Raw genomic sequence first — 3,594 nt, forward strand, 5'->3', positions numbered from 1 at the left:
TTTGTTCTATTTGATTAAAGATAACGAACTATTAGTAATATTTGTTGATGTAGATCAAAGAAAAGATAGTTACAAGTAGGTGCGGTCGCATCGCCTAACTTTCGGTGCTTCCGCAGCGCTTCGAGCTTGCTTCGCAACTCTCGCTTGGGCTTCGCCACATTTGCTTCTGTCACTTCGTTTGCAAAGCAAACTCGTGCCATCGCAAACGTCGGAACACCTTGGTCGTTATACGCCATATGCGCAAAAATAGAATGCGAAAACAGTAAATTAAATAGGAAATTATGGGATATTTTCTGGAAGCAATAATCGGAAAAAGAGAAGAGATCGGAAAGAGTTTTAAATCTGAAGAATCTTTTATTATAGAATTACCTCATGAATTCGCAATGATTCCATTAAAGAGAGAGTTTTTAAAGAAAATAAATATCGAAAACAATGAGAATTTCGAGTCAGAAATTATTCGCTGGCTTTCCGTTAGATCAAATGATTCCAAATTCGCACTTATTTCCGCTGAGTTTTTCGGTGGTACGGGTGGTCAAACGGCTCAGTTATTTCGAAATGGTTCGATTGTTGAAGAATTTTCCTTTCAATCAAATGCAATTAATAATGTTTTAAAATTGCTTGGTCTTGAAAGATCAATAGGGCAGGATCAATTTGACTTAGTAGAATTATCAAGATACAGAGATACTGAAGATTGGAAATAGCCCTTAGGTATGCGCATACGGCGTATAACTTTCGCCTCAGCCGCAGCGCTTCGGGATCGCTAAAGCGACCCTTGCTTGGCCTCCGGCACATTTCGCTTTGTCACTCGTCTTGCATGGCAAGCCTCGTGCCAAGTGCTACGCACTCGCGAAACGTCGGCTAGGCTTGGTCGTTAGACGTAATGGTCCGAAAAGGAATGATTAAAATAATAATGAAACTTTTGTATTTTCTGAGTTTATCATTTTCGCTATTTGCGTGTTCAAGTAATAGAATTGATAAAAAACTTTTAGTAACAACAGCTTGGGGACAAGATATTATAACTGGGGAGGGTTGGGTCCTAGAGTTTAAGGAAGATCAAACATATACTGAGTATTATGCAGGAGAAGGATGCGGGGGTTATAGCGGCTCTTTTGAAATTAAAAGCAATCAAGTGTTTTTAGAACCTGAGAAGAATCCAGGGTGCACTCCAGAAAACAAGCCGGTTAAAAGCAAGAAGTGTATTTTAGAAAAGACAGATCAATCCTTATATTATACTCAGCGCTTAAATTGCGGAGAGAATTCCTTTTTTTGGAATTACAGTAGTGAGTTAGGATCTGGAGAAAATAGAAAATATAAAGGTATAGAAATAGTTACTGTTGGGCAGATTAATTCTCAAACGACAGCTAATGTCAAATTCCGTGAGAATCCAAATCAGAATTCCCTTTCATTCAAATGTAGTTATATTGATGAGGATCACCAACAGATGGAAAGTGAATATATTCCGACTGGAAAAGATATCGTTATAATAGGACGCCAGACTCAAAAGGTAAGAATTGGCCAGTGGGAAAATTATTGGTATTTAATAGCGGTGTCTTCAAATGCGTATAATGGTTGTTATTCAGATGTAGGTTGGGTCTTTGGACAGTTTATTAACCCACAATAGATAACGATCGGACCACTACGTCTAACTTCCGCCTCAGCCGCAGCGCTGCGGGATCGCTACGCGACCCTTGCTTGGCCTCCGGCACATTTCGCTTTGTCACTCGTCTTGCTAAGCAAGCCTCGCGCCAAGTGCTTGCGCACTCGCGAAACGTCGGCTAGGCTTGGTCGTTAGACGACATTGTAATAACTTTATTCAAGAAAATATACAACTGGAAAATATGATGTCTAAAGATTTGTTAAAACTTATAAATTCTTTAAAAGATTGGTCATCAGCCCTTTTGCTTCCAATAGCTGTCTTTTTAGTCGGACAGAATTATAACGAGAGAGAGCTTTCTGTCTCACAGTCGACTTTAATTGCTACATACTTACCATATTTGAAAGATGATAAAACTCGAAAGATGGCTATCTCTGGCTTAGCAGTTGGTTTAAAAGATAAGCCTGGAACGATGGATCAGTTAATTTCTTTATTAAATAGTCTTCCAGAGGGTCCTCAGCGTGCTGACATACGTCGTTTGATAGCACTTGTACAGGGCAAAAGGGTTTCGCCAGGTCTCAGCACAAGTGAAACTTTTAATGGCTATTGTCCCGAAGGCACATGTGATGTCGGATTTTATAATGATCAACCAGGGTTTGCTATTTATAATATAGCGATTGGAGAGCAAAGAATACGTGGAGCAACACTAAATATAGTAGGTTGCAAAAATGACGATTATCCGATCACTCTTAGAGTGAGTACTAATAATATAAAATTATTCGAGGAAAAATTAACCATTCCAAAAGGAACAGCTTTGAAGCCATGGTTAAATGCGGGTGTACCTCCTCGAAATAGTGGTCACGAATTTATCAATTGTTCCCCACAATCTTTTAAAATCACCGATACTTCTGCTTTGAATGCTTTACATGAAGGAGATAATACTTTGAAATTTGAGATTATAGGTCACCCAAGTAAAACATGGGTGGTTTTTCTAAGTTCATCGCTTGAAGTATCTGTTAACTAGTTTACTTTACGACTACAACGTCGTCTAACTTTCGCCTCAGCCGCAGCGCTGCGGGATCGCTAAAGCGACCCTTGCTTGGCCTACGGCACATTTCGCTTTGTCACTCGTCTTGCAGGGCAAGCCTCGCGCCAAGTGCTACGCACTCGCGAAACGTCGGCTAGGCTTGGTCGTTATACGCCATGCCCAAAAAATTTATCTATAAAATACATAATGAAAGAAGATATTAGTTCAGAATTTCTATTAACTATTAAAAAATCCAAATCTTTGGATGCGGAAACGGATAGTAAAACGGCTTATGAGATTATTTCTTTCTTAAATTCAGAAGAAGATTATTATAAAAAACTCGAGATTCTCAAGAATATTAATTTAATAAGTGCAGCAATTAGGCAGACAAAGGTATTTATCTCTAAACCTTTAATTGAATTCATTAGTGCTGAAATAGAGAAGTTTAAAAGCATAAGTTTCAATAATCTTGATATAAAAAATGAATATTTGCAGATTATTGTAACGACTTTGCTCAATCTTTTGAGAAAAGAAGACACCTTTGATATTTCTAAAGTTATCAATGAATTCGAATCAAAGGAAATTAGAAGCTTGATAGTGGCTGGTGTTTTTGATAGTAAAAACAAATATATAAAAGATATTATCTCGAATCATTTAGATTTCGGAATAAAATTCTGAATATTTGTTTATAAGTCTTGGGCACATCGCATAACTGTCGGTGCTTCCGCAGCGCTTCGAGCTTGCTTCGCAACTCTCGCTTGGCCTTCGGCACATTTTGCTTTGTCACTCGTCTTGCAGTGGCAAGTCTCGTGCCAAGTGCTTCGCACTCGCAAAACGTCGGAACACCTTGGTCGTTATGCGAAAGCCATTGCTATGACTTTCTTTCTATGAAAAAGATATTTTTTTATATAATACTATTAGTCTTAATGAATTCGTGTGTATCTCCTGATCAAAATGAACAGGCAGTTACTTT

Annotated in this window: 5 protein-coding genes; 4 read left to right on the forward strand and 1 reads right to left on the reverse strand. The window is 38.3% G+C overall.

Annotated elements, in window-relative coordinates; genetic code table 11:
* Window positions 1–69: 69 nt before the first annotated feature.
* Window positions 70–189 carry a TraY domain-containing protein gene (locus LEP1GSC192_RS20165; RefSeq protein WP_157186869.1) on the reverse strand — a complete coding sequence of 40 codons (120 nt, stop codon included), beginning with the start codon at window positions 187–189 and terminating at the stop codon, window positions 70–72.
* A gap of 92 nt (window positions 190–281) precedes the next feature.
* Between LEP1GSC192_RS20165 and LEP1GSC192_RS00010 the strand changes: the two genes are divergently transcribed.
* The 4 genes from LEP1GSC192_RS00010 to LEP1GSC192_RS00025 all read left to right on the forward strand — a co-directional run bounded on the left by LEP1GSC192_RS00010 (window position 282) and on the right by LEP1GSC192_RS00025 (window position 3,299).
* Window positions 282–701 carry a hypothetical protein gene (locus tag LEP1GSC192_RS00010; RefSeq protein ID WP_020767861.1) on the forward strand — a complete coding sequence of 140 codons (420 nt, stop codon included), beginning with the start codon at window positions 282–284 and terminating at the stop codon, window positions 699–701.
* 209 nt (window positions 702–910) lie between these two features.
* Window positions 911–1,621 carry a hypothetical protein gene (locus LEP1GSC192_RS00015; RefSeq protein WP_157186870.1) on the forward strand — a complete coding sequence of 237 codons (711 nt, stop codon included), beginning with the start codon at window positions 911–913 and terminating at the stop codon, window positions 1,619–1,621.
* 160 nt (window positions 1,622–1,781) lie between these two features.
* Complete coding sequence (locus tag LEP1GSC192_RS19750) at window positions 1,782–2,618, forward strand: hypothetical protein (protein ID WP_157186871.1); 837 nt, start codon at window positions 1,782–1,784, stop codon at window positions 2,616–2,618.
* Window positions 2,619–2,693: 75 nt separating this feature from the next.
* Entirely contained in the window at window positions 2,694–3,299 is a 606-nt protein-coding gene (locus LEP1GSC192_RS00025) for a hypothetical protein (RefSeq protein WP_085988894.1), read from the forward strand.
* Window positions 3,300–3,594 lie beyond the last annotated feature (295 nt).

The organism is Leptospira sp. B5-022 (assembly GCF_000347035.1).
GTDB classification, from domain to species: domain Bacteria; phylum Spirochaetota; class Leptospiria; order Leptospirales; family Leptospiraceae; genus Leptospira_B; species Leptospira_B cinconiae.

Bases quoted from the DNA above. Each gene is read 5' to 3' on its own strand.
- LEP1GSC192_RS00015 (WP_157186870.1), top strand. From the start codon at position 911: ATGAAACTTTTGTATTTTCTGAGTTTATCATTTTCGCTATTTGCGTGT.
- LEP1GSC192_RS00010 (WP_020767861.1), top strand. From the start codon at position 282: ATGGGATATTTTCTGGAAGCAATAATCGGAAAAAGAGAAGAGATCGGA.